This is a genomic window from Mesobacillus boroniphilus (assembly GCF_018424685.1).
GTDB lineage: Bacteria > Bacillota > Bacilli > Bacillales > Cytobacillaceae > Mesobacillus > Mesobacillus boroniphilus_A.
Map to the genome: position 1 here is coordinate 601,371 of NZ_QTKX01000003.1, position 23,648 is coordinate 625,018.

24 protein-coding genes are annotated in these 23,648 nt (G+C 43.4%); 15 read left to right on the forward strand and 9 right to left on the reverse strand.

The genetic code is table 11. From position 1 onward, the window contains the following. Window positions 1–12: 12 nt before the first annotated feature. The 5 genes from thiM to DYI25_RS20290 all read left to right on the forward strand — a co-directional run bounded on the left by thiM (window position 13) and on the right by DYI25_RS20290 (window position 3,517). Window positions 13–828 carry a hydroxyethylthiazole kinase gene (gene thiM, locus DYI25_RS20270; RefSeq protein ID WP_213372292.1) on the forward strand — a complete coding sequence of 272 codons (816 nt, stop codon included), beginning with the start codon at window positions 13–15 and terminating at the stop codon, window positions 826–828. A gap of 1 nt (window position 829) precedes the next feature. Beyond that, the gene (thiD, locus tag DYI25_RS20275) at window positions 830–1,648 is read left to right on the forward strand and encodes a bifunctional hydroxymethylpyrimidine kinase/phosphomethylpyrimidine kinase (RefSeq protein ID WP_213372293.1); all 819 of its coding nucleotides are present in this window, start codon (window positions 830–832) and stop codon (window positions 1,646–1,648) included. After that, window positions 1,636–2,283: a thiamine phosphate synthase gene (thiE, locus tag DYI25_RS20280; protein WP_213372294.1), complete on the forward strand. Its 648-nt coding sequence runs from the start codon at window positions 1,636–1,638 to the stop codon at window positions 2,281–2,283. The genes thiD and thiE overlap by 13 nt, the downstream gene beginning before the upstream one ends. A 12-nt stretch (window positions 2,284–2,295) precedes the next feature. Next, complete coding sequence (gene thiW, locus DYI25_RS20285) at window positions 2,296–2,799, forward strand: energy coupling factor transporter S component ThiW (RefSeq protein ID WP_213372295.1); 504 nt, start codon at window positions 2,296–2,298, stop codon at window positions 2,797–2,799. Window positions 2,800–2,902: 103 nt separating this feature from the next. Continuing rightward, the gene (locus tag DYI25_RS20290; RefSeq protein ID WP_213372296.1) at window positions 2,903–3,517 is read left to right on the forward strand and encodes an exonuclease domain-containing protein; all 615 of its coding nucleotides are present in this window, start codon (window positions 2,903–2,905) and stop codon (window positions 3,515–3,517) included. Between the two features lie 38 nt (window positions 3,518–3,555). On the opposite strand, the gene trhA is transcribed toward DYI25_RS20290, so the two are convergent. After that, a complete protein-coding gene (trhA, locus tag DYI25_RS20295) occupies window positions 3,556–4,203 on the reverse strand; it encodes a PAQR family membrane homeostasis protein TrhA (RefSeq protein WP_213372298.1) in 648 nt (215 codons plus the stop codon). Window positions 4,204–4,526: 323 nt separating this feature from the next. On the opposite strand from trhA, the gene DYI25_RS20300 reads away from it, so the two are divergent. Together DYI25_RS20300 and DYI25_RS20305 are read left to right on the forward strand one after the other, a co-directional pair. After that, on the forward strand, window positions 4,527–5,111 hold the full coding sequence (locus tag DYI25_RS20300) for a DUF1836 domain-containing protein (RefSeq protein ID WP_213372300.1): 585 nt from the start codon (window positions 4,527–4,529) through the stop codon (window positions 5,109–5,111). A 6-nt stretch (window positions 5,112–5,117) separates the two neighbouring features. Then, window positions 5,118–5,348 carry an excisionase family DNA-binding protein gene (locus tag DYI25_RS20305; RefSeq protein ID WP_213372302.1) on the forward strand — a complete coding sequence of 77 codons (231 nt, stop codon included), beginning with the start codon at window positions 5,118–5,120 and terminating at the stop codon, window positions 5,346–5,348. A 32-nt stretch (window positions 5,349–5,380) separates the two neighbouring features. On the opposite strand, the gene DYI25_RS20310 is transcribed toward DYI25_RS20305, so the two are convergent. Together DYI25_RS20310 and DYI25_RS20315 are read right to left on the reverse strand one after the other, a co-directional pair. Beyond that, window positions 5,381–7,042, reverse strand: a complete 1,662-nt coding sequence (locus DYI25_RS20310; RefSeq protein WP_213372304.1) for a PAS domain S-box protein — start codon at window positions 7,040–7,042, stop codon at window positions 5,381–5,383. A 168-nt stretch (window positions 7,043–7,210) separates the two neighbouring features. Next, entirely contained in the window at window positions 7,211–7,585 is a 375-nt protein-coding gene (locus DYI25_RS20315) for a hypothetical protein (protein ID WP_213372306.1), read from the reverse strand. 347 nt (window positions 7,586–7,932) lie between these two features. Here DYI25_RS20315 and DYI25_RS20320 point away from each other — a divergent pair, with 347 nt between their 5' ends. Both DYI25_RS20320 and DYI25_RS20325 read left to right on the forward strand, forming a co-directional pair. After that, window positions 7,933–8,445: an NUDIX domain-containing protein gene (locus DYI25_RS20320; protein WP_213372308.1), complete on the forward strand. Its 513-nt coding sequence runs from the start codon at window positions 7,933–7,935 to the stop codon at window positions 8,443–8,445. A gap of 4 nt (window positions 8,446–8,449) precedes the next feature. Further along, a complete protein-coding gene (locus tag DYI25_RS20325) occupies window positions 8,450–9,259 on the forward strand; it encodes an alpha/beta fold hydrolase (RefSeq protein WP_213372310.1) in 810 nt (269 codons plus the stop codon). 24 nt (window positions 9,260–9,283) lie between these two features. Here the strand turns inward: DYI25_RS20325 and DYI25_RS20330 are convergent, their stop codons facing one another. Beyond that, window positions 9,284–10,228: a Gfo/Idh/MocA family protein gene (locus DYI25_RS20330; protein ID WP_213372312.1), complete on the reverse strand. Its 945-nt coding sequence runs from the start codon at window positions 10,226–10,228 to the stop codon at window positions 9,284–9,286. 252 nt (window positions 10,229–10,480) lie between these two features. Between DYI25_RS20330 and DYI25_RS20335 the strand changes: the two genes are divergently transcribed. Continuing rightward, window positions 10,481–12,832, forward strand: a complete 2,352-nt coding sequence (locus DYI25_RS20335) for an immune inhibitor A domain-containing protein (protein ID WP_213372551.1) — start codon at window positions 10,481–10,483, stop codon at window positions 12,830–12,832. Window positions 12,833–12,953: 121 nt separating this feature from the next. Beyond that, window positions 12,954–14,249, forward strand: a complete 1,296-nt coding sequence (locus tag DYI25_RS20340) for a GntP family permease (RefSeq protein WP_249745608.1) — start codon at window positions 12,954–12,956, stop codon at window positions 14,247–14,249. 36 nt (window positions 14,250–14,285) lie between these two features. On the opposite strand, the gene DYI25_RS20345 is transcribed toward DYI25_RS20340, so the two are convergent. From DYI25_RS20345 to DYI25_RS20360, 4 genes are all read right to left on the reverse strand, one after another. Beyond that, window positions 14,286–14,636: a hypothetical protein gene (locus DYI25_RS20345; RefSeq protein WP_213372314.1), complete on the reverse strand. Its 351-nt coding sequence runs from the start codon at window positions 14,634–14,636 to the stop codon at window positions 14,286–14,288. Between the two features lie 88 nt (window positions 14,637–14,724). Next, window positions 14,725–15,222, reverse strand: a complete 498-nt coding sequence (locus DYI25_RS20350) for a GNAT family N-acetyltransferase (protein ID WP_213372316.1) — start codon at window positions 15,220–15,222, stop codon at window positions 14,725–14,727. 535 nt (window positions 15,223–15,757) lie between these two features. Next, window positions 15,758–17,416: a glutamine--tRNA ligase/YqeY domain fusion protein gene (locus tag DYI25_RS20355; RefSeq protein ID WP_213372318.1), complete on the reverse strand. Its 1,659-nt coding sequence runs from the start codon at window positions 17,414–17,416 to the stop codon at window positions 15,758–15,760. A gap of 162 nt (window positions 17,417–17,578) precedes the next feature. Next, on the reverse strand, window positions 17,579–19,231 hold the full coding sequence (locus DYI25_RS20360) for a M20/M25/M40 family metallo-hydrolase (RefSeq protein ID WP_213372320.1): 1,653 nt from the start codon (window positions 19,229–19,231) through the stop codon (window positions 17,579–17,581). Window positions 19,232–19,473: 242 nt separating this feature from the next. Between DYI25_RS20360 and DYI25_RS20365 the strand changes: the two genes are divergently transcribed. From DYI25_RS20365 to DYI25_RS20380, 4 genes are all read left to right on the forward strand, one after another. Beyond that, entirely contained in the window at window positions 19,474–20,073 is a 600-nt protein-coding gene (locus DYI25_RS20365; protein ID WP_213372322.1) for a DUF421 domain-containing protein, read from the forward strand. A gap of 129 nt (window positions 20,074–20,202) precedes the next feature. Next, on the forward strand, window positions 20,203–21,393 hold the full coding sequence (locus DYI25_RS20370) for an MFS transporter (protein ID WP_425374540.1): 1,191 nt from the start codon (window positions 20,203–20,205) through the stop codon (window positions 21,391–21,393). 123 nt (window positions 21,394–21,516) lie between these two features. Then, on the forward strand, window positions 21,517–22,275 hold the full coding sequence (locus tag DYI25_RS20375; protein WP_213372324.1) for a threonine/serine exporter family protein: 759 nt from the start codon (window positions 21,517–21,519) through the stop codon (window positions 22,273–22,275). Window positions 22,276–22,286: 11 nt separating this feature from the next. Further along, window positions 22,287–22,730: a threonine/serine exporter family protein gene (locus tag DYI25_RS20380; RefSeq protein ID WP_213372326.1), complete on the forward strand. Its 444-nt coding sequence runs from the start codon at window positions 22,287–22,289 to the stop codon at window positions 22,728–22,730. Window positions 22,731–22,912: 182 nt separating this feature from the next. Here the strand turns inward: DYI25_RS20380 and DYI25_RS20385 are convergent, their stop codons facing one another. After that, window positions 22,913–23,488, reverse strand: coding sequence for a hypothetical protein (locus tag DYI25_RS20385; RefSeq protein ID WP_213372328.1), 576 nt, complete (start codon window positions 23,486–23,488; stop codon window positions 22,913–22,915). Between the last annotated feature and the right edge of the window lie 160 nt (window positions 23,489–23,648).

Below are 23,648 nucleotides of genomic sequence, written 5' to 3' on the forward strand. Positions count from 1 at the left end.
AGGGGATTTTACATGGAAGTAAGAGAGATTGCTAGTTTGCTAGAAAAAGTTCGCCGGGGAAACCCGCTAGTGCACAATATTACGAATGTTGTGGTCACTAATTTTACCGCCAATGGCCTTCTGGCTCTAGGAGCATCTCCTGTTATGGCATATGCCCATGAGGAGGTTGCCGAAATGGCCAGGATGGCTGGAAGCCTTGTTCTCAATATCGGAACGCTGAGAGCCGAAATCGTTGAGTCGATGCTGATTGCAGGCAAAGCGGCAAATAAACAGGGAGTGCCGATCATTCTTGATCCGGTTGGTGCAGGGGCTACCGCCTATCGAACCGAAACGGCAAGAATGCTGATGCAAGAATTAGAAATTTCAATCATCCGAGGAAATGCTGCAGAGATTGCGAATGTGGCTGGAGAAACCTGGAGCATCCGGGGCGTTGATGCTGGTGAATCCAGCGGAAATGTTTTCGAGTTGGCCGTATCTGCTGCTAAAAAACTCAAGACTACCGTCGTCGTTACTGGCAAAGAAGATATTGTTACAGATGGCAAGACGGCTATTATTGGGCATAACGGGCATCCGCTGCTGACGAAAGTGACGGGAACAGGCTGCTTGCTTACATCTGTTATTGGTGCCTTTGCAGCTGTTGAAAAAGATTTGATCAAGGCAGGAGCAGCTGCAGTAACCACATATGGAGTGGCAGCAGAAATCGCTGCAGACAAAAATGCTGAACGGGGGCCGGGGAGTTTCCAGGTTGAATTCTTGAACCAGCTATACCTTGTCAACAAAGAGGAGATTAATAGAAAAAGTTCTTTTGATCAACAGGAGGTAGATTGATATGAAAAGAGCAATGACCATCGCAGGTTCGGATAGCGGGGGCGGAGCCGGAATCCAGGCGGACCTGAAAACATTCCAGGAACTGAAGGTATTTGGCACGTCTGCACTGACAGCTGTTACTGCGCAAAACACGCTTGGCGTCCAGGGAGTTTTTCCGATGGATGCAGAGGCAGTCGCTAAACAAATTCAATCAGTCGGGGAGGATATCGGGACAGACGCCTTGAAAACGGGGATGCTTTTTAATGCGGAAATCATCGAAGCTGTCGCGGAAAAAATAAAGCAGTTCGGCTGGGAAAAGGTCGTTGTCGATCCGGTAATGATCGCGAAAGGAGGAGCATCATTGCTCCAGCAGGAAGCTGTTTCGGCCCTGAAAAATCATTTGCTGCCGCTCTGCCTCGTGGTCACACCCAATATTCCCGAAGCAGAAGTGCTGACCGGGATGACTATTCACAGTCAGGATGACAAAAAGGAAGCGGCCAGGCGCATACATGTCCTTGGAGCAAAAAATCTCGTCATAAAAGGCGGCCATGATAAGGATGCGAATGAATCTGTTGATCTTCTTTTTAATGGGGAAAACTTTGAGGTCTTCTCCTTTCCGAGAGTTGAAACCAGGAGCACTCATGGTACTGGCTGCACTTTCTCAGCTGCCATCACTGCACAGCTTGCGAAAGGATTGACTGTATATGACGCGGTATCTGTAGCGAAGGAGTTCATCCATTCTGCCATCGCAAACCCGCTGAATATCGGGCAAGGCCATGGACCCACGAACCATTGGGCTTTTAACACGGAGAAAGGAGGGATTACGTCATGGCAAGGATAAGTCCTGATCAAATGAGAAGCTGGCTGAAGGTGTATTTTATTGCCGGCAGCACAAATTGTGTGCAGGATTCCGTTAATGTGCTTGAAGAGGCGATTCGCGGAGGCATCACTATTTTTCAGTACCGTGAAAAAGGGAGTAACTGTCTTGAGGGGGAGGAAAAGCTCGAGCTAGGCAAGAGACTGCAAAGAATCTGCAAGGAAAACGGCATGCCGTTCATTGTGAACGATGATATCGAAATGGCCCTTGAGCTTGATGCGGACGGCGTCCATATTGGCCAGGAGGATGAGGATGCCCAGGAGGTCCGCAAAAAAATCGGTGACAAGATTCTGGGAGTTTCTGTGCACAATCTGAAGGAAGCTGAAAGAGCAAAGCGTGCAGGTGTCGATTATTTTGGCGTTGGCCCGATTTTTCCAACGGCAACAAAAAAGGATACAAGAGCGGTTCAGGGAACAGCCATGCTCGAGCAGTTAAAAGACTTTGGCATACCGATGGTCGGCATTGGCGGAATCAATGCGGGTAATGCGGCAGTTGTCATGAATGCCGGGGCTGATGGTGTTTCAGTGATTACTGCGATAAGCCATGCAGATGACGCGAGGGAAGCAGCAGCCAAATTGAAAGGCAAAATTTTTCGCTAAACGGAGGTTGAAATGAGAGACACACAAAAGCTTACACTTACTGCCATGATGGTAGCCATCGGTACATTGACCAGCCATATGTTGTTTATCCCACTTGGCATTGTAAAGGTATTTCCCGTACAGCATTTCATCAATATATTGTCTGCCGTGTTGCTTGGACCCTATTACGCAGTGGCCCAGGCTTTGGGCATATCACTACTGAGGAATTTGTTCGGCACTGGTTCTGTCTTTGCTTTTCCGGGAAGCATGATTGGTGCACTCCTGGCTGCATATTTATATAAAAAAACGAAGAAATTAGGATACGCTTTTGCCGGGGAGGTAGTTGGAACCGGAATCATCGGTGCAATTGCCAGCTATCCAGTCGCGGTGCTTTTCCTTGGCAAAGAGGCAGCTGTATTTGGATTCATTCCCGCGTTCTTGGCGAGCTCACTGGCTGGCGCGACATTGGGCTTTGTTTTATTGAAAATTTTTCTGAAGAATGCTGCGGGCAGTATTAATATGACCAGCAAGCTGTGATTTGGAAATAGTTTCATACGTATGTCTTTAGCTGGAAATGGGTGAATTCCTGCTATATGATTATAAATAGATTCATATACTCCAGCTGAAAAGGGTGACATTTTTGAACGAAGAGAACAAGCTTGGATTGGTAGTGGACGTAGAGACAACTGGACTGGGGCCAGATTCAGATGAAATAATAGAATTGGCTGTGAAGCTTTTTTCCTTTCATGAGGAATCAGGAGAAATAATCGATATTCTTGATGAGGATTCTTATTTAAGGGAGCCGCTGTCCACGACCGCGCAAAGAAATTATGACAGAGCTTACCGGATTCATGGGATTTCTTATGACCTGGTTCGTGGAAAGACGTTTTACGATGAAAAAATTATGGATTATTTCAATCGCACTGATGCGATTTTTGCCCATAATGCCTCATTCGACAGAAGCTTTTTATTCAGGATGTATCCAGAAGTCAACGAGATGAAATGGTATTGCACAATGAAAAATGTTCAATGGAAGAACCACGGCTTCCCAAACAGCAAGCTGCTGACGTTGCTGCAGGCGCATAACATCTCGAAATTCCAGACGCACAGGGCGATGGATGACATTACATATTTGACAGAACTGCTTAAGCAGCAAAATCCAAACGGCGATTATTATTTGAAAGAAGTATTGGATTACGGCCCGATGCGGAAGTATCAGCCTGCCCAAAAGCAAAGAAGAAGGATGTTTTATTAGAAAAGGTGCCTGTTTCTGACAGGCACCTTTTGGTATTTTTATAGGACATAAAGGTAAACGCTCAGGAAATGGGCAAGGCTCCCGAGCATGATGAAAATATGGAAAATCTCATGAAAACCCAGATGCTTGGATCGTAGGAAATCAGGTTTCAAAGCATAAATGACACCGCCGATTGTGTACATGATTCCTCCGGCAACCAACCAGTAAATCCCAGCAGGAGTCAAGACGGAGGAGAGGGGTGATACGACGAAAATAACCATCCAGCCCATGACGATATAGATAGAGGTCGACAGCCATCTTGGACTCCTGAACCAAATCATCTTAAAAAGAATTCCGCACAATGCAGCCAATGTAATAATACCGAATAATGTCCAGCCTGTGATTCCATTAAGGCTAATCAGGCAAAACGGCGTATAGGTGCCGGCAATCAATACAAAAATCATGGAATGGTCGATTTTTCGAAGGAAGGCAATCACGCTATCTTTGCTGATGACCATATGATAGGTAGCGGATGCCGTATACAGCAGGATCATACTAATGCCAAAAATCGTAACGGCTGTAATAGCCAGCGCTGAGCCAGTGGTAAGTGAAGCTTTGATGACGAGCGCAAGCAGTCCGGCAAAGGATAGTAAAGCACCTGCCAAATGGGTCAGGCCATTGATTGGTTCGCGGATGTAGCTGTTCATTTAGAAACCTCCATATCGTTATATGTAGTTTAGATAACTACTTATAATAATATATGCATAATGATATGTAGTCAATATTTACGACTGCGTTTTTTTGCATTATAATAAAATAAGGCTCTTTTCTCAAACTTTGTTGCTATTGACCACAAAATAGGAGTGAATGAACTATTTTTCTTCTCAAAGAAGACTCTTGTTATGAGAAAAGAGCATGCAAACTTAGTACCGAACTACAAGATGGCTTTATATCCCGTTAAAATCGGCTTTAGGATTTTAACAACATACCTTACGAAAACAACCTAAAATAAAAACATGAGGGGTTAATAGTGAATAATTTTGCCGATTTGCTTGCTGAGCTTAACCTTGAAAACAACATCGCACTTACTGACATTCCGGAAATCGACTTGTACATGGACCAGGTCATACAGCTGTTTGAGAACAACTTTGGCAGCTCGATAAGGAATGAGGACGAAAAAGTCCTGACGAAAACAATGATTAACAACTATGCGAAAGGAAAGCTGTTCTTTCCGATAAAAAATAAAAAGTACTCGAAGGAGCACCTTATCCTGATCAGCTTGATTTACCAGCTGAAGGGGGGCTTGTCGATCCAGGATATCAAACAGACCCTGGAGGGAATCAATGAAAGGATTGAGTCCGGGGATTTTCCACTCAACCATTTTTATCAAAGTTATTTGAATCTCCATGAGAAAAATATTGAGATTTTTAATGAGGATGTACTCAAAACAGAACAGGAAGTAAAACAAGAAGTAAATCAGCTGGAGACAGATAATCCGGAGGAGCTTGAAGCGATTCTCCTGATTGCATCGCTCGTTAATATAAGCAATTTTTACAGAAGGACAGCAGAGAAGCTTGTTGACAGGCTTGCAGCAGAAAATAAGAAAAAGGACTGAACCAAAGTGTATTTGACAGTAAAACAAGCAGCAGAATATTTATCGATCCCGGAATCACAAGTAGAAAAGATGATATTCCAAAGGAAAATAAGGGCCATTCACGATGGCGATACTTATTTGATATACAAAGATCAATTCAATACGCATATGAAACAGGTTGAGAAATATAAGAAACTTGTTGAGGAATTAATGAATGAACCGGTGCCTGAGGATATCGATATTAAAGATGAGGATTAAAAAAACGCGAAAGGACGGATCCTTTCGCGTTTTTAGTTAACCGATGTTTCGACTCTTTTCATTTTATCAGCGTGCTTGATTGGCAATTGAACAATTACTTCTGTACCTTTATAAGGTTCGCTTCTGAACTTAATTGTGCCATTATGGGATTGGACAATTTTGAAGCTGACCGTCATTCCGAGTCCGGTACCTTTTTCTTTAGAAGAATAAAAAGGTTCGCCAATTCTTTCGAGCAATTCTTTTGATATCCCCACACCCTGGTCCTTGACCACAACTGTTACTTTGTTATCAAAGCTCTCAAGTGTGATGTTGACGACATCACCAGCAGAAGAAGCTTCAATAGCATTCTTTAATATGTTGATGAACAACTGCTTCAGCTGATTCGGTTCGCATTCAATCATGACAGGATGACTGTGAACCTGGAACTCGATTTGGATATTATGCAGGCTCGCTTCTGTTTTTAAAAGTGAGATGACATCATGCAAAATAACCTGCAAATCTGCTTCTGTGTATTTTATTTGCTGCGGCTTCGCCAATAATAGCAATTCGCTGACGATATGGTTAATCCTGTTCAGTTCATCGATCATGATTTGGTAGTATAGCTGATGCTTCTCATCCTCCATCTGCAATAGCTGGACAAGTCCCTTTAAAGAAGTAAGCGGATTGCGGATTTCATGGGCAACGCTCGCGGATAGCTCGCCGACTACAGACAGCTTGTCCGTCCTTCGTAAACGCTCCTCTGTTTGGCGCAGCTCCGTAACGTCCCTTGAGTTGCAGATAATTCCGGCGATTTTTTCATTCACAATGATCGGTAAGGTTGTGCTTTGGAAAATTAACGGCTTACCGTTCTTATGCAGCAATTCCAATTCAAACATTTGCGGGCATTGATTTTCTACCACGCTGGCAACCTTATCTAAAACAATGTGCCTGTGGGAATCTGGAATTAAGTCAGCCAGGTTTTTTCCGATATATTCATCGTTGCTATAACCCGTGATTTTTTCAAACTGTGGATTAAGGTTTGTAATCGTGCCATTCAAGTCGAGCATCGACACAATATCAGGACTGTACTCAAATAATGATCGATATTGCTGCCTGCTCTCCTCAAGGAGGTTTTCCACGTTTTTTCGTTCGGTTATATCCCGGCCGATGATGACTAGTCCCTGCCGGCTGCCATCATCATTAAAGAGGGGTACCTTTATCGTGTCAAACGTCTTGGTTGTCCCATCCGGCTGTGGAAGTACTTCCTCGACACTAATGATTCCTCCTGCTTTCCATGCTTCTTCATCGGAAATCTCGCAATATCTTAATGCATCGCTGAAATAATTGCTGTACTCCGCAAGCTCCGAGTCTTTCTTTCCTCTATAGTCAACGTTTTCAATATCAAACAGTTTCAAACCAAAATCATTGGCCTGAATCCATCTGCCTTCTCCATCCTTGAAGTTGACAAAATCGACCATTGAATTGATCAATGTGGATAGGCGCTCTTCTTCTTCTTTTGAGGCACTCAATTCCTCCATCTTCGAAATGAAAAAATAAAAGAACCATCCTGCCAACAGAACATAAAGGACTTCCTTCGAATGTTCGATAACTGCGACAAATTCTGAAGGAGCGTATAAAGTAAGCAGATAGTTTGTACCGAAAATCCAGGTAATGCTCAGTATGAAAAAGATCAGGACATATTGCTTTTTTTTCATCTCTTGACTCCTAAAGTAAGCTTCCAGCTCACGTAATTTAAAAAAGTGTTACTAATCTATAGTAGCACAATTTTTTCAAATTAAATTAAGATTATTTCTAATATAGCTTCTCATTCATTTGGAAAATTATTCAAAGGACCGAAACAGGATTCGGTCCAGAATTCCTTTTTAAAAATCTCCATCAGATGCCTGGAAAGATATATTCAAACGGTTTTCAACAGTTCGGAGCCTCTGGTTTAAACGGTTTAAACGGCGTGTGTGCCGCTCGTCGTTTTGACTTAAGCGAGTAATTTCATTGTTTAAACGTCCAATCTCCTTATTAAGCCGTGCAATCTCCCTGTTTTGGCGGCCAATTTCTTTATTCTGTCTATCCAGCTCTGTTTTCTGGACCTGGAATTGCCTTTCAAGCTGATTCACTCTTCGTTCGAGAGCCGGCTGCCTTTCATGATCATGTGAAGCCTGCTGTTGCGCGTAATAGCTGAAATCATAATGGGTATAAGGGTCGAACTGCTGAGGGCTGTAAACATATTGATGCGGATACATACGGGCACACTCCTTATTTTTCAGGCTGTGTTAAAGGTTATTGTTGATTTTTGCAGACCGTTGATTGGAGCGGAAGGCGCTTGACTCCTGCGGGAGCAGCCTGACAGGTGAGACCCCGCAGGAAGCACAAGCGCCGAGGAGGCTCACCGCCGGCCCCGCGGAAAGCAAAAGCCTGGAGCGGAAATCAACAGCCAAGTTTAACAGAGCGATTTTTTTAAGAAATTCGCCTAAGCTGGCGATAAATTCTATATAAAGTATGTAGGTAAACGTGGAGAGTGAAGGGCAGTTGCCTAAAGAAGGAAAAAACTGGTGAAGAGGCGAATGGATAAACAGGTGGTGAGATATTAATGGGAATGTCTAATTACTATCAGGATCTTCGAAAAAAAGTAGGAAGTGGCTTGATTTTTATGCCCAGCGTGGCAGGAATTATCCGGAATGAAGCCGGAGAAATCTTATTCCAGAACAAAGGGAATGGAGAGAAGTGGAGCCTGCCAGCGGGAGCGATTGAATTAGGTGAAGCACCTGCGGAAGGCGTTGTCCGGGAAGTGCGGGAAGAAACAGGGCTACATGTTGTACCGGAAAAATTACTAGGTGTATTTGGCGGGAAAGAGTTCCGCTATGAATACCCAAACGGCCACAAGGTTGAGTATGTTGTGTTCGTTTTTGACTGCAGACCTGTCGGGGGTGAACATAAGCCAATCGACAGCGAGACTGCGGAACTCCGTTACTTCATCCCTAAAGACATGCCAGAATTGGCACTGCCTTATCCTGAGAGCATTTTTGTTAAGACTGATCGGGAAAAAACTGAGTTTCAGTTGGATGACGAATGGGTGAGGAAACTGCCAGGTAAGAGGAGATGAAGCTGTGGATTGCAAAGTAAGAAAGGGCAATATTAATTATGAAGTCTTTGGGGAAGGGTTTCCGTTGCTAATCCTTCATGCTATGGGTACAGACCACCGATCGATGAAAGGATGGCTGGAACCTGTTTTTAATAAAGTTGAAGGTTTCCAAAGAGTATATATTGATTTACCTGCCCATGGGCGGAGTTTTATTGATGATCGTGTGAAATCTACGGATGACTTGATTGAGAATCTGCTGGACTTTATTGATGAGACTTTCGGGGAAAAAGAACTTTCACTGATTGGTGCTTCCTTTGGAGGATATTTGACGCAAGGAATTCTTCATAAAAGACGGGCGCAGGTAAAAGGGATTTGCCTATTGGCCCCAGCGCTGCATTTAAAAGAGAGGAATGTACCTGAACGAGTTATTCTAGCAAAAGATGAAGGGCTGCTTGACACTCTAGAACCTGATATAAGAGCTGCATTCGAAACCCTCTTCATCCACCAAAATGAAGTAACTCTTGAGGCGTTTATGAAAGAAATCCAGCCTGGCAGGCTTTTGGCAAATCGTGAATTTCTTGCTTCAGATTGGAAGGCCAAGCGCTATTACCTGATTGATGAACCTTTTCACGATGCAGAGACTCTTCCGAATTCGGCGCTGTTTATTCTCGGGAAGCAGGATTATATTTGCGGGTATAAGGACCATCTATCCTTGCTTGAAAAATTCCCAAATTCTACAGTGGCAGTATTGGATCAGGCAGGCCATATGCTGCAAATCGAGAAGCGTGAAGTTGTCCAGATTTTATTGAAGGATTGGCTAATTAGAAGTCACTAAAAAAGAGAGCGCGTATCTGCGCTCTCAACCTTTACGGAGTTGTTCCAATATAACCTGCGCCTCATAACCGGCGGCGAAATTAATAATCGTCGCTTCTTCACCTTTGATCGCTTTTACAAGATTATCAACCAATGAATCTGTCAGGGATTCGTCTGTATTGAGCGGTAAGATTTCTTCCCCTAGCTTCCCGCCTACTAGTTGTCCCCAGTTCAGCAGCGATAACGTCCCCTCATCTCCATAAGCAGTGAAGGCAATTTCCTCCTTGCCGGCAATCTGGCTCATGCCATCAATCAGTACAGGAGTACCATCCGAAAGTTCTAATATTGCCAAAATCGCATTTTCACTTGCCTGTGGATCTTCAGGGAACTGCACTTGCACGTCTTTTACTGTTACAGATCCAAAAATCTTCTGCAGCTGCTGGATGAAATGGACCCCAACCTCAAGAACATAACCACCCTGTTCTTTGCTCGCAACCCACGCATTCTGCTGCCACGGTCGCGGCCATTGTGGGAAGTGCATCTTCAATTGGACCCTTCGAAGCTTTCCAACAGAGTTTTCCTTGATTAATTTTTCAAAAGTCTTGCTGCCAGCACTGTAGTTCAGCGGAAAGTTCATCGCATGTACCACCCCAGCATCCTGCGCCTGTTTTAATAGACTTTCAGCTTCTTCAACCGAGTTAGCCAGCGGCTTTTCGCATAAAATATGGATGCCTTTAGTGAGAACATCAGATGCTACGGCATGGTGGAACTTAGGGGGAACAGCGACATATACAAGATCTAACTCCGTCTTCTCGAGCATTTCTTGATGGTCGACATAAGACGGAATACCACCAAGTTCCGCTGCCGTTTCCTTAGCTCTTGTTTGCAAAGAGTCGCAAACAGCCGCAATTTCCATCTCCGGATGTTCTTGAAAACCTCTTATCAAACGCTGGCCAATCGCACCCAGGCCAATCACTCCAACTTTTATCATAGGGAACCTCCAATAAAATCTTTATACAACACTAGTATACAGACAATTTTAACAATTTAATAGTTTAGTGAGACGAAATATTTTTCTTTAAAAATGAGGCTTTCGGACTATAGAAATTTAAATATTTAGATATTTTAGAATATTGAAATAAAATTCTGCGCTAGGTAAAATAATAATGTAATAGACTAAATTACAGGGAGGGGTAAGAAATTGAAAAAGAAAATAGGTCTTAAGGTCCTATCAAGCATTACGATGACCGCAATGCTTGCAAGCACGCTATCATTTGCGTCAGCTGGACCAGCTAATGTTAATGCAGTTGAAAAAGCAAGTTTTCAGTCCCAGGGTGGAGCACCAATAGATTTAGGCATCGCGAACGATGAGAGATTAATAGAGATGCTTAAGAAGAACGGCACTATTGCAAAGAACGCAACTCCGGCAGAAGCAGAGAAAGCATTGCAAAAGTACTTGCATAATAAGGCAGCTGGGGCTTCAAAAGAGCCTGGAGAGTTACATAAACATGAGAAAGAGTTAAGCAGCACGTTAAACGAAAAGCTTGCTTCAACCGGACTGGTTAATGGCAAAGGAAATAAGAGCGGACAAACGAAGGGCACTACTGTTGACACAGTAAAGGAAGAAGCCTGGAATGGGGTACAGAGAAAGGACAATGTCCTTGTACTATTAATAGAATACCCTGACCATCCAGCTGCTCAAATTACCTCACAAGATACAGATATGTACTATGATGAATACATCAAACAGCATTATACAGATATGATCTTCGGCGCGGATGGCTATGTTGGCCCTAACGGAGAAAAACTCGTGTCCGTAAAGCAATACTATGAGCAGCAATCTGGCGGAAGTTATACAATTGACGGCCAGGTAGCAGGATGGTACAAGGCTTCTCAGCCAGCAGCATATTACGGGGGAAATAATGCAAGTGACAATGATAGTAATGCACGAGCTCTGGTAAAAGAAGCACTATATGCTGCAGCCGCAGACAGATCAGTGGATCTGAATAAGTATGACCAGGAAGACCGTTATGACCTTGATGGCGATGGAAATTATCGTGAGCCAGATGGTCTTATTGATCACCTGATGGTTGTTCACTCTTCAGTTGGTGAAGAAGCGGGCGGAGGTCAATTAGGTGCAGATGCAATCTGGTCACACCGTTGGAATCTTGGTGGTGTAACGACATTACCACGTACTAAAACTAAAGTTCCATACTGGGGCGGCAAACTTGCTGCATACGATTACACAATCGAACCTGCAGATGGGGCTGCTGGTGTATTCGCGCATGAATACGGCCATGATTTAGGGCTTCCAGATGAATATGATACGATCTACAGCGGTGCGGGTGAGGCAGTTGCATACTGGTCCATCATGTCTAGCGGAAGCTGGGCTGGAAAGGTTGCTGGAACAGAGCCTACTGGATTTAGCCCATATGCAAGGGAATTCCTGCATGCAACAATGCCAGGCAGCAACTGGCTGACAGGTTCGACAATCCATGCTGATGGTGTAAAGAGCACAGGTGTTGAGGTCCTGCTTGACCAGGCAAACTCAAAAGGAACGAATAACGATGCTGTAAAGGTTGATTTGCCAGATAAAGTTAACTTGATTAACACACCAGCAGCTGGATCTTGGGAATTTTATGGCGGAAAAGGCGATGAAATAGACCACAATATGGTTACTCAAGTTGATTTAACAAATGCATCAAATGCCACTTTAGAATTTGATGCATGGTATGATATCGAATCGAATTGGGATTTTGCTATGGTGCAGGTGTCAACAGACGGGGGTACTACCTGGAAGTCATTATCAACGCCAAACACAAACTCAGACATTGTCTCAGACGGCTATCCTGCCATTAAGGAAAATCTTCCTGGTTACACAGGGTCAAGCAATGGCTGGGTCCATGAATCTATTAACTTAAATGAATATGTTGGCCAAAGCGTCCAACTGCAATTCCGTTATATGACAGACTGGGGAACTGCATTGAATGGATTCTTCGTTGACAATGTAAAGGTGACTGCTGATGGTGCTACACTAATAAATGATGGTGCTGAAGGTGCATCAGCTTTTGAATTCCATGGCTTTGAAAAGCATGCAGGAAAAAACTCTACAAAACATTACTACCTGTTAGAGTGGAGATCACACAACGGTGTAGATGAAGGATTGAAGAACATCCGCCGAGGTGCAAGCTTAATGACTTATGATTCTGGATTGGTAGTATGGTATGTTGATAACGGGTATGACAATAACTGGACGGGAGTACACCCAGGAGACGGTTACCTTGGAGTCGTCGATGCCGACCAGACTATCAACAGATGGAGTGATGGATTGCTTGGCTCAACTCGCTACCAGATTCACGATGCAGCATTCAACCAAGGTAAGACAGAAGACATGTTCCTTGATTATTCTAGTTTGTACGGTATCACAATGAAGGATAATGCAACTCAAAGAACACCAGTTTTCGACGACAGTGCAAATTACCTATCGCCAGTATTGCCTGATGCAGGCCGCAACGTACCAACATACGGCCTGAAGTTCCGTGTGTTAGGACAGAGCGCTGACGGTACAGTTGGTAAAGTATTAATCCATAAGTAAAAATGGAGGACGCTGCTGGATTTCCGGCAGCGTTTTTCCATGATTGTACCATTTGCTATGTTCATGATAGACCAACTATATTAGTATCATAATAGAAGTCTTTTACGTTGGAGGAACCATGATGACAGAGGCAGCAGTCCATTGGGGAGGAGCAATGTTTGGTTTAGTCATTGCCATCATCCTTATCTTTAAAAGAGTAAATCCAGTATATGCTCTGTTTGCCGGTGCCATTACAGGAGGGGTGTTAGGTGGAGCATCACTGAATGAGACTGTTGGTATCATTATTGAAGGAACGAATAGTGTGATGCCCGCAGTTGTGCGAGTCCTTGCGGCAGGTGTGCTCGCTGGTGTGCTGATTGAATCAGGAGCTGCTGAAAAAATGGCAGAAACAATTGTAGGGAAGCTGGGAGAAAAGAGGGCTGTCTTCGCAATCGCTTTAGCGGCGATGATCCTCACTGCAGTAGGAGTTTTTGTCACTGTTTCAATTATCATCGTCGCGCCTATAGCCCTGTCTGTTGGAAGGAGGACGGGTCTTTCCAAGCCTGCGATTCTGCTGGCGATGATTGGGGGAGCGAAAGCAGGGAATATCATTTCGCCCAACCCTAACTCAATTGCTGTTGCAAAAGGATTTAACGTCGACCTTTCTCAGGTCATGCTTTATGGCTTTTTGCCGGCAGTAGGAGGCATTCTAGTCACGGTTATGATCGCAAAATTGCTCCAAAATAAGGGTTCGAAAATCACAGAGCCACAACATCAGTCCGGCCAGGCTGAAATAAAGGACAAGCCGAGTTTTGGCAAAGCGATTGTCGGGCCTGTTATAGCAATCACATTGCTTGCCATTAGCCCAATAGGCAGCATATTGCATATTGATGCCCTTGCTGCTGTAAAAATCGACTCGATGATCATTTTACCGTTTGCAGGGATAGTCGGCCTGATCGCAATGGGCAAGTTTGACAGAATCATAGAATATACAACAGCAGGATTCAATAAAATGACTGGCGTAGCCATGATTCTGATTGGCGCAGGATCGATTGCCGGGATCATCTCCAATTCGAATTTAAGTGAGGTCGTCGTCGACAGCATCCAGGCTGCCGGTATTTCAGGGACTCTTCTAGCTCCAATCGCTGGTATTTTAATGTCGGGAGCCACAGCAGCAACCTCAATGGGAGCGATTGTTGCCGCGGGTACCTTCGGTGATGCCATTCTCCAAATGGGAGTTGCACCGTTGAGCGCAGCTGTCATGGTCCATACCGGAGCAACTGTGTTGGATCACTTGCCTCATGGAAACTTTTTTCATGTCTCAGCTGATTCGGTTAAAATGAGCATCAGGGAACGTATGAAACTTATCCCGTACGAATCTGCTATTGGCTTTACAATGACGGTAATTGCAACAATTTTATACGGATTCTTATTATGAAAAATGGCTTTCCACGGAGGAAAGCCATTTTTATGATCAGTCAACATCCGGTTGGAATCCAATTAACTTCGCTTTCTTATCAGCCATAGGATCTGCATCCGGAAAAGTAATGACGGAAGCAATATAATCCCAGCGCAAAAACATATGAGTGATGCAGGTTTCCTCGACTTGGTCTTCGGCCGGAATCGCGGTTCCATCCTCCTTCTGGACGGGAGTCCGCTTATAACAAGGGTTCTCTATCCAAATCCCCATATTCTCAGCATGTACTATTTTTACAAGATACCATTCATCTGGCTGGTAGATTCCTGTGATATCCCCAATCATGCTTTCGGGGAAATTTTTCAGCTTAACCTGGACCTTTTGGTTAACATAAGCATCTAAAAACATCAGCAATCTCCTTTCTATAAGACTCATCCTTTACCTACTTCCTTTTTCAGCAAAAAATAAACATGAAAAAAAGGCCAATATTGGCCTCCTATAAAAATAACACCATTAATTCCTCATCATAGTACTTATCCCCGACCCGCATTGCTCTCTTGTCAACCCCATAAGTTTCAAAGCCCAGTGAAGAGTAAAGCTTTTTCGCTGGTTCGTTGTTTCCGGTAACCGTCAAATAGATTTGTTCAATCCCTTTAAGTTCAGTCGCCTTGCGCATTGCCATTTTCATTAAATATCTCCCAGTGCCCTCTCCGCGTTTTGCTGGAGTTACATACATAGCGAAAATATTTGCACGGTGCTTTAATTTAACCTTTCCTTCTGGGACAAGTGTAACGACACCGACCAGCTTTCCTTCATCAAACGCACCAAAAGTGTATGTGAATTTACTATCTAGCCGTTGCCTGTACTCTTGCTCCTCATAGTACATCTCATCTTCATAACTGGAACTGAACGCCTCAGGATTGATCCGCAAGGCTTCGTGGCGGAGGAGTCGATACATCTCCGCATCGTTCCCGTGTAATTGTCTTATTTCCATAATACACACCTCTGTAATAAATCGTTGCTTAATAAATTTCTAGATTAAAAGCAGATTTCCTTTAAAAATGAGAATTAATGTTTGTGACAGTATTGCGGGGGAACAGATGAAAGCTGTCAAGACTCATCCGTTATAATGACAGGTTTGGAGGCAAGCACGGAAAAGCTGTCAAGAAAAAATCGTTATTATGACAGGTTTGGAGGCAAGCAAGGAAAAGCTGTCAAGAAAAAATCGTTATTGTGACAGGTTTGGTGGGAAGCAAGGAAAAGCTGTCAAGAAAAAATCGTTATTATGACAGGATTGGAGGCAAGCACGGAAAAGCTGTCAAGAAAAGGTCGTTATTATGACAGGTTTTGTGGGAAGCACGGAAAAGCTGTCAAGAAAAAATCGTTATTATGACAGGTTTGGAGGACATAACAGTATAGTTATACGAAAACGGCAGCCTATTCCGAACCAAGCACACCTGCATCTTTCCTAAACCACAATAACAAAAACCTCCCCGTATCAAACTCCGGGGAGGTCAGGAAACCATATATTAAAGCTTGAACGAGCTCTTCAGCGAAACAATGCGGTTAAAGACTTTCTTGTCTTCTGTTGTGTGCTTTGGATCGACGTTGAAGTAGCCGTGGCGGAAGAACTGGAATTTGTCCTGCGGCTTGGCGTCCTCCATGTTTGGCTCGATGTATCCGTTCACGATTTCCAGTGACTTTTCGTTTACATAATCCAAGAATGATTTAGTATCCGCTTCTTCTGCTTCATCCTCTTCGCTGTCCAGAATCAACGGCTCATACAAGCGGAATTCTGCTGGAAGTGCATGCGTTGCGTCAACCCAGTGCAAAGTTCCTTTTACCTTGCGGCCAGTGAAGCCAGATCCGCTCTTTGTTTCTACATCATATGTGCAGCGAAGCTCAACGACTTCACCATTTTCATCCTTGATGACTTCATTACATTTAATGAAATAAGCGTGCTTCAAACGTACTTCATTGCCAGGGAAGAGGCGGAAGTACTTAGCTGGCGGATTTTCCATGAAGTCGTCCTGCTCAACATAAATCTCACGGGAGAATGGGATTTTGCGAGTCCCCATTTCTGGATTCTCAGGGTTGATGTCAGCATCGAGCCATTCCACTTCGCCTTCCGGATAGTTCGTGATGACGATTTTCAGTGGACGAAGCACTCCCATCGTACGCGGAGCTTTCAGCTTAAGGTCTTCACGTACAAAGTGCTCGAGCATTTGCGCGTCAACTGTAGAATATCCTTTGGAAACACCCGCAGCTTTTACAAACTCACGAATTGCATCTGGTGTGAAACCGCGCCTTCTCAAGCCGGAGATTGTCGGCAGGCGAGGGTCATCCCAGCCATCGACATATCCTTCTTCGACAAGCTGCTTTAGTTTGCGCTTGCTCATTACCGTATTTGTAAGGTTCAGGCGGCCAAATTCGATTTGCTGAGGTGTTGCTTCCATTTCGCACTCACGGACAACCCAGTCGTAAAGAGGACGCTGATCTTCAAACTCGGTTGTGCACAGACTGTGGGTAACACCTTCAAGCGCATCCTCAATCGGATGGGCAAAAGCGTACATTGGGTAGATACACCACTTGTCGCCTGTGTTATGGTGTGTTGCATGGGAAATCCGGTAGATGACTGGGTCACGAAGATTGATGTTTGGTGATGACATATCAATCTTAGCCCGTAATACCTTTTCACCGTTTGCGAACTCTCCATTGCGCATCTTTTCAAAAAGCTCAAGGTTCTCTTCCACTGAACGACCGCGATACGGGCTTTCTTTACCAGGTTCTGAAAGTGTGCCGCGGTATTCACGAATCTCATCAGCTGACAAATCATCCACATAAGCCAGGCCTTTTTTAATTAAAAGGACAGCGCGGTCATACATTTCATCAAAATAATCAGATGCGTAAAACAACCCTTCCCATTCATAGCCAAGCCATTCCACATCTTCCTTGATGGCATCAACGAATTCCTGATCTTCCTTCAATGGGTTTGTGTCATCAAAACGCAGATTTGTCCTGCCGCCGAATTCATCAGCAAGGCCAAAGTTGATGACGATGGATTTTGCGTGACCGATATGTAAGTATCCATTTGGTTCTGGAGGGAATCGAGTCACGACTTTATCGCGCTTGCCGCTCTCCAAATCTTCCTTTATGATCGTTTTTATAAAATTAGAGTTTTCTTCCAATTCAAATCAGCCTTTCCTTTGATCAGTCTCATTATCTTTATTTTAATGATTACTATAATATATTTCCACTGAACTATATAGTAATAAGAAAAAAGCGGAAAAACAAGTGGTGAACGGGTATGTTTATACAAAAAAGGTGCCTGAAAACTAGGCACCTGCAAATTATTTGGCTAAAACATTCCGAATGACTTCGTAAGTCAGGTTTGGGACTATTTTAACAGAGTAGTCTATTTCCATTCGTTCATATCGTTTATGGGCGTCCAGCCCGTAAGGCCCGATGTTAATGACTGGCACATTAAGCTCACGGATTTCCTGGTAGTCCACAAAAAATTTCGTTCCCCAGCCTGGATTGTTCCTGAATGCGAAGTCCAGAGCTTCATCATCATCACTCAAAGCTACAAAACTCATATCGGATATATAAGGAAAGAAATTGCGGACAACGATGGGTGCATCGTATTCCGGCTGTACCGTTTTGACAGCGGCATCCAATGCTTCAATCAAATTTCGCTCATCGTCGGTTTCACCGGCTACTTCAATCCTTGGCGAGTAAAGGGAGGAGTAGAAGACAATGATTGCCGGACTCTGGTCGGGCATCCACTTCCAGGCTTCTTCGACGACTCTGACTGCATACATTCTCAGGTCAAGGCTGGCATCGAGAAGGAGGTGATCCTTGAATTCCACCATATGGGCAGTGTATTCATAGCCATGTGCCTCGATGAGTTCGGTTTCCATTTCTTCATAAGTCATAACCCTCGGTTTCCATTGCATTCTCCTGCCTGGCTCACCGCTGATTTTGCAAAATTGCTGATAACGTTCCTCGTACAGCTTCAATGCTCTTTCAAAAGCAATATGAGCTTGCTCCTTCAATTTTTCCAAAACGTCCTTAGGGGTCCAGGAGTGAATGAAGAAATTGTAGTATACATAAGCAGCCAATGCCGTTTGCACGTTATAGTTAGGCTTAAGATCCATCTGCTTCAAGGAAACCGGCGGTATCGTCGTTTCCCCGAGAGCTTCATTGCAGAGGTCAGGGTTATAGTCGATTTGTCTGGTCAGTTCAGCAGCGATCAGGTTCGGATCCAATCCTTCGAAAGCGGAACCGACATGGGTTTCGGCACCTGTTATAAAAAAAGAAGGAAGCAGCTTTCCAACAGTTCCTTTATAGATATAGCGGTTTTTATCTCCTGAAAAACGTGGTGAGACAAAGTCGCTGTTGACCGCAGCAACATATTCAAAGCCATGCTCTTCTTTCCAGGCGTTCAGGTCTTTGACGGCAGAGAGAATTCCATACGAGCTGTCCTCTTCATCACATTCCGCTAAAAAAATAAGATTACCCTCGAGCTCCTCTGGGTTTTCAGAAAAGTATTTCAGGAGATAAAGATTGGAAGCAACACCGCTCTTCATATCGAGCACCCCGCGGCCGAACATCCAGTCGCCTGATTGCGCATGCTCGTTTACAAGTGGGGGCAGCTTCTCTTTTTTAAGCTCAACAAGCAGTTGGTCCGGATCAAACGCCAAATCAGCCAGCTGTGTAAAATCATCAATCCCCACTGTATCAAGATGCCCCATCAAAATGACAGTACGGTTGCTGTTTCCTTTTGTGCCCTTTACAAAAGCCATGACATTATATCGTTCGAGGACATCATTCTGGGTTTGCGGTTTGATCACGTGCGTTGGGTTCGCTATAAAATAAGGAAACGATGATATCATCGTATAAAGCGCCTGGGCAATCTCGTTCTCTCCATTGGTGTTAACAATGCTCCCGATGTTCACAAGCTGCTTCGTATAAAATAAAACTTCATCCCGGCAATCAAGCATCCAAAGCATCCCCTTTCAGAATATTCTGGTTTAATTATCAAGCTAACGCATATTGCAGCTAATTACAATAGAAAAAAGTGGGTGCAGTGATAATGGGATTTAAATGAAATCGAAAAAAATGCGTGTCCATGTCAAGGAAGGAGAGACCCCTTATACCGCTCTTTTTAAGCAAAACCCTCACTCCTTATAAAATTCTCTCCTCTGGGAAAAGTATAAAAAGAATCTCCAGAGGAGGAAGGAAAATGGAATTAGACTTTATTTGGAAAGCGTTTGTGCTGATAGTATCCGGAATTTTATTATTAAGGGTTGCCGGGAGAAAATCTATTTCGCAAATGACCCTTGCCCAGACGATAGTTATGATTTCCATAGGTACAATCATTGTTCAGCCAGTAGTCGAGAAAAGTGTATGGAAGGCTATTATAGGTGCGGGTGTATTCGTGGCGGCAATCGTCATCATTGAAACTTTGGAACTTAAAATAAACTTCTTTGAAAAGCTTATTACAGGCAAGTCCAAGGTTGTGATTCAAAATGGTAAGCTGAATATCAAGACGCTGAAAAAGATGCGCCTAACTGTTGACCAGCTGGAGATGAGAATGAGGAATAAAGGAATTTCAAAAATTGAAGACATTAAAATGGCAACAGTAGAACCTAATGGTCAACTCGGATATGAACTTATGGATGACGCAAAACCGCTCACTGTCGGGGAATTTAAAAAGGTGCTGAATGATTATCTTCCAGCAATGCTCATGAAAATGGAAGAGAAGCCGGCATCGGCAAAGCCGGACATTTTTCAAGAACTAAATAAATCAAATAAACAGCACAATCCAAAATACCTTCAGTGAAACAAATTTTTCCTTTTATTTATATCACTGGCTGTGCTATTATTTAGAAATGCGAAATAATATTTAAAATCTTCTTCTGCAGAAGATTTTTTTCTTTTTCATATAAAGGGGAGAGTTTCATTGTCACAAATAAAAGAACCGTTATGGACCTCGTCGTTCATTAAACTGATGGTCGGGAATCTGTTTGTCTTCATGTCATTCCAAATGCTGATTCCTACGCTGCCACCATATATAAAATCAATCGGTGCCAGTGGGACGGAAATTGGCCTTGTTACCGCGCTATTTTCGATAGGGGCTGTTTTGAGCAGGCCGTTTATCGGATTTATGCTGGAGTACAGAGCGAGAAAACCTCTTGTTTTGATTGGGGCACTCATGCTGCTATTGATTACATTCTTGTATCCGTTGTCTCAAGTTGTCGTTATTTTCCTGGCGTTTCGCTTGCTTCACGGTCTTGCGTGGGGCTGGTCAACAACGGTGAATGGTACGGCTGCAGTCGATGTAGTCCCTAATTCCCGTCTTGGTGAGGGCATGGGGTATTATGGTCTTTCAATCACCATAGGGATGATCATCGCTCCAAGTCTAGGAATATTCTTATTCCAGGTCACTTCTTTTGAAAATCTCGTCTATATATCTGGAGCGCTTGGTGTCATAGCGCTCATACTCCTTGGAACAGTACAATATCAAACTCCTGCGGAAGTTCTTAAAAATAAGAAAGAGGATCTAAAGTTCACCTATTTAGGCTCCCTGGTAGAAAAATCAGGGTGGTTCCCGGCATTTATTACCCTGATGATATGCTTAGGCTATGGAGCAATTGTTACTTTCATTGTCATCTTTGCTGAGGAACGGGGAATCAATCAAATCTTCCTTTTTTACCTGCTTAATGCGATTTTTGCATCACTTTCACGTCCGGTAGCCGGTAAGTGGTTTGACCGGAAAGGGCCAAGAGGACTCGTAATGGTCACCATCGCTATCACCTTTATTGGGATGTGGGTGCTTTCATTTGCTCATTCCAACCTTACGATAGCTGTTGCAGGGGTGCTATTCGGCATCGGTTTTGGTTCATTGATTCCGACACTCCAGTCGTGGACCATATCAATGACGCCTTCAAACCGCCGTGGAGTTGCTAACGGCATGTTCTTCTCCTCGATTGACCTTGGCATAGGCGTCAGCGGTTTTGTTTTCGGAGTGATGGCACAATTCTTTTCAATTGCTGTTTTGTTCCAGATATCAAGTCTGTTTTTGATCATTGCATTGATCTTAACTATTTTGGAGGGACGCAGATCTAAAGAAGTCCGCCAGCCAAAAGAAGCACTTTCATAGTTTCGATGCCTGAGGCCAGCCCTGTTAAACGGACTGGCTTTTAATATGGTTGCTAATAGGGACTGTTTTGATTTAAACTGATAAAGAAATTTACATAGTACGGATTGGTAAGTGAGGACTTTTATGGAGAATCAGGATCAAACATTCGAAGTGATGCGTGCTTGCATGCTAGCGGGCAAAATCATGCTTCAAAGCGGCGCTGAGACATATCGGGTAGAGGACACGATGTCTCGGATGGCCTCTGCGTTCGGCATTGATAAGACGCATAGCTATGTGACACCGACAGGCATTATTTTTTCAGTAGAAGGGGTTGGCCCTGAACGTACAAAGCTTGTGCGCATTTCCGAGCGGACAACAGATTTAAGAAAAGTTGCGATGGTTAACAGTATCTCGCGGAATATAAGCAGCGGCGAGGTTGGATTGGCAGAAGCTTGCAAACTCCTCATGGAGATTGAACAAGCTAATTTAACTTACTCATTTCCAGTCCAGATTACTGCAGCAGCAATCGCGAGCGGCTGTTTTACGATCATGTTCCAGGGAAGCTGGCTGGATTTCCTCCCTTCGATGGCTGCTGGAGGAATCGGCTTTTTCCTGGTTGTTTACTTTCATAAGATTGTCCCGGTGAAATTTTTCGCTGAATTCCTGTCATCCTTCTTTATTGGCATGTTGTCGTTCTTCTTTGTGAAATTTGGCCTTGGGCAGGAGCTTGATAAAATCATCATCGGCTCGGTTATGCCACTTGTACCTGGATTGCTGATCACGAATGCGGTCAGGGATCTGATGGCAGGACACCTGGTTTCAGGATTGTCAAAAGGAGCAGAAGCACTGCTGACTGCATTCGCTATCGGATCGGGGATTGCGGCCATATTATCTTTTTTATAGGAGTAAAAGCGATGATTTATGTTGAACAGCTAATAACTAGTTTTATTGCGTCCGCTGCGTTCGGTGTCATTTTCAACGCACCGAGAGAATCGTTGGTTAAATGCGGCATTTCCGGGATGGTAGGCTGGGTGGTTTACTTTGCACTAGATACCAATGGTTTCGGGACGATTTTTGCCACATTGATGGCTTCATTTTTAATCGCCGTTGTCAGCCAGGTATTCGCAAAAGCTTATCGGACTCCAATCATTATTTTTAGTGTTGCCGGAATTATCCCGTTGGTGCCAGGCGGCCTTGCCTACGATGCAATGAGGAATTTCGTTGAAAATGATTATAGTGTAGCTCTTTCTTTGGCTGCAAAGGCATCGATGATTTCCGGTGCAATAGCTGTCGGACTTGTGTTTTCAGAGGTGATCAATCAAGTGATTAGAAGGTCAAGCCTGGGACCAGCAAAATAATGAGAAGACTCGCATATGGATTAAGTAGTTCAGTTATTGTAGAAAAAATCTAAGTAACAGGCTGAATAACATTTGAATTTAAACAGTTCATAACACACAAAGCTCAGAGTATTATGACTCTGAGCTTCTCTTAAGTATGAGGATTATTTCATTAAAACCCCCGTTAAAGAAAATGATATTTATTAATTTCCATTGATTCTATGCCATTTAAAATCTTCGTTTCTAAATACATTTGTATCTTTTGGGTATCCGTAATAATAAAGTTTTTTTCCATCCTTATTAAATGCAGTTGGGTAAAGAAAGTCTATTTGTTCACTAAATGGAAACAAGAAAGAAATGCGTTCTCCTTTGCTTATTTCCTTTCTTTCAACATAAGGCTCGACACCAGCCTCTATATATGCGACTTCTTCATCGTGTGAAATTATGCTCAATAACGTGGCTGCATCATTTTCAGTGGTAACGCTAATACCTCCAACTGTTTGAATCTTATCAGAACTATACGGAATATTGGTTGATACACTACCGCGGAATAACACATCTGACTTTTCAGATAGTACCGTTTGATATATCTCTTCTTCATCGCTCTTAAATAAAAAGATAAAAGATGAACCTGTATCATATTGTTCAATCAACTCTGCATCTTTTGAAAGGAAAGAATGACTTTTCGCAGCACTTAACGCTGTAAACCTATAGCCGCTTAAAAAAAAGATAAATATGATTAGAATTAACAGTGGTACTACAAAAATCATTTTTTTCATTTATAAGCTCCCCCTAGAGATTTCATATCCCTTATTTCAAAAAAGCAGCCCGTTCACGGAGCAAAAGTTTTTTTGCTTCCTTTAATATTTTAACATATATTTCCTATGATAATTCTATAGTTCTTCCATATTATCTGGACTAATTTCACTTTGGGTGTGA

What these genes read in the sequence shown, in the direction of transcription:
- thiM (WP_213372292.1), top strand. Translation starts at nt 13, where the DNA reads ATGGAAGTAAGAGAGATTGCTAGTTTGCTAGAAAAAGTTCGCCGGGGA.
- thiD (WP_213372293.1), top strand. Translation starts at nt 830, where the DNA reads ATGAAAAGAGCAATGACCATCGCAGGTTCGGATAGCGGGGGCGGAGCC.
- thiE (WP_213372294.1), top strand. Translation starts at nt 1,636, where the DNA reads ATGGCAAGGATAAGTCCTGATCAAATGAGAAGCTGGCTGAAGGTGTAT.
- thiW (WP_213372295.1), top strand. Translation starts at nt 2,296, where the DNA reads ATGAGAGACACACAAAAGCTTACACTTACTGCCATGATGGTAGCCATC.
- trhA (WP_213372298.1), bottom strand. Translation starts at nt 4,203, where the DNA reads ATGAACAGCTACATCCGCGAACCAATCAATGGCCTGACCCATTTGGCA.
- DYI25_RS20310 (WP_213372304.1), bottom strand. Translation starts at nt 7,042, where the DNA reads ATGAAAAAAAAGCAATATGTCCTGATCTTTTTCATACTGAGCATTACC.
- DYI25_RS20315 (WP_213372306.1), bottom strand. Translation starts at nt 7,585, where the DNA reads ATGTATCCGCATCAATATGTTTACAGCCCTCAGCAGTTCGACCCTTAT.
- DYI25_RS20320 (WP_213372308.1), top strand. Translation starts at nt 7,933, where the DNA reads ATGGGAATGTCTAATTACTATCAGGATCTTCGAAAAAAAGTAGGAAGT.
- DYI25_RS20330 (WP_213372312.1), bottom strand. Translation starts at nt 10,228, where the DNA reads ATGATAAAAGTTGGAGTGATTGGCCTGGGTGCGATTGGCCAGCGTTTG.
- DYI25_RS20335 (WP_213372551.1), top strand. Translation starts at nt 10,481, where the DNA reads ATGACCGCAATGCTTGCAAGCACGCTATCATTTGCGTCAGCTGGACCA.
- DYI25_RS20340 (WP_249745608.1), top strand. Translation starts at nt 12,954, where the DNA reads ATGACAGAGGCAGCAGTCCATTGGGGAGGAGCAATGTTTGGTTTAGTC.
- DYI25_RS20345 (WP_213372314.1), bottom strand. Translation starts at nt 14,636, where the DNA reads ATGTTTTTAGATGCTTATGTTAACCAAAAGGTCCAGGTTAAGCTGAAA.
- DYI25_RS20350 (WP_213372316.1), bottom strand. Translation starts at nt 15,222, where the DNA reads ATGGAAATAAGACAATTACACGGGAACGATGCGGAGATGTATCGACTC.
- DYI25_RS20360 (WP_213372320.1), bottom strand. Translation starts at nt 19,231, where the DNA reads ATGCTTGATTGCCGGGATGAAGTTTTATTTTATACGAAGCAGCTTGTG.
- DYI25_RS20365 (WP_213372322.1), top strand. Translation starts at nt 19,474, where the DNA reads ATGGAATTAGACTTTATTTGGAAAGCGTTTGTGCTGATAGTATCCGGA.
- DYI25_RS20375 (WP_213372324.1), top strand. Translation starts at nt 21,517, where the DNA reads ATGGAGAATCAGGATCAAACATTCGAAGTGATGCGTGCTTGCATGCTA.
- DYI25_RS20380 (WP_213372326.1), top strand. Translation starts at nt 22,287, where the DNA reads ATGATTTATGTTGAACAGCTAATAACTAGTTTTATTGCGTCCGCTGCG.
- DYI25_RS20385 (WP_213372328.1), bottom strand. Translation starts at nt 23,488, where the DNA reads ATGAAAAAAATGATTTTTGTAGTACCACTGTTAATTCTAATCATATTT.